This window comes from Bacillaceae bacterium S4-13-56, from assembly GCA_040191315.1.
Lineage (GTDB): Bacteria > Bacillota > Bacilli > Bacillales > JAWJLM01 > JAWJLM01.
The window spans coordinates 1-351 of sequence record JAWJLM010000198.1; the positions used below are offsets into that span (position 1 = coordinate 1).

The 351-nt window shown below is 30.2% G+C and carries 1 protein-coding gene; it reads right to left on the minus strand.

All coding sequences use genetic code 11. From position 1 onward, the window contains the following. A partial coding sequence (locus RZN25_18645; GenBank protein ID MEQ6378801.1) for an IS4 family transposase occupies positions 1–181 on the minus strand: 181 nt, incomplete at its 3' end. Between the last annotated feature and the right edge of the window lie 170 nt (positions 182–351).

Below are 351 nucleotides of genomic sequence, written 5' to 3' on the forward strand. Positions count from 1 at the left end.
TCCGATACCAATTTTTGTTTTCAAATATCAAACAAAAAATTAATTGGAAAAGATAACCGCAAGAAAAGCCAAAAGACTTTGTAATACCAGCTTTTCTTAGATGTTTTAGTACCTGTAATTCTTTAAATGTGGATGTTAGTTCATTTGGTAGTTGCTTATTTTGATCATTATTCGTTATCATATAGGAGACACCTCTTCTGTATGGTTATGTGGATTCTTATCAAATCAACTATACCAAACAATGAGGTGTTTTTTCATGTCTTTTTATTTGTAAATGACCATACTTAAATAGCTACTAGCATTACAGCCTGTTGAACGAATTACATTTTTCTAAGTGCGAAAGTTGAGTTA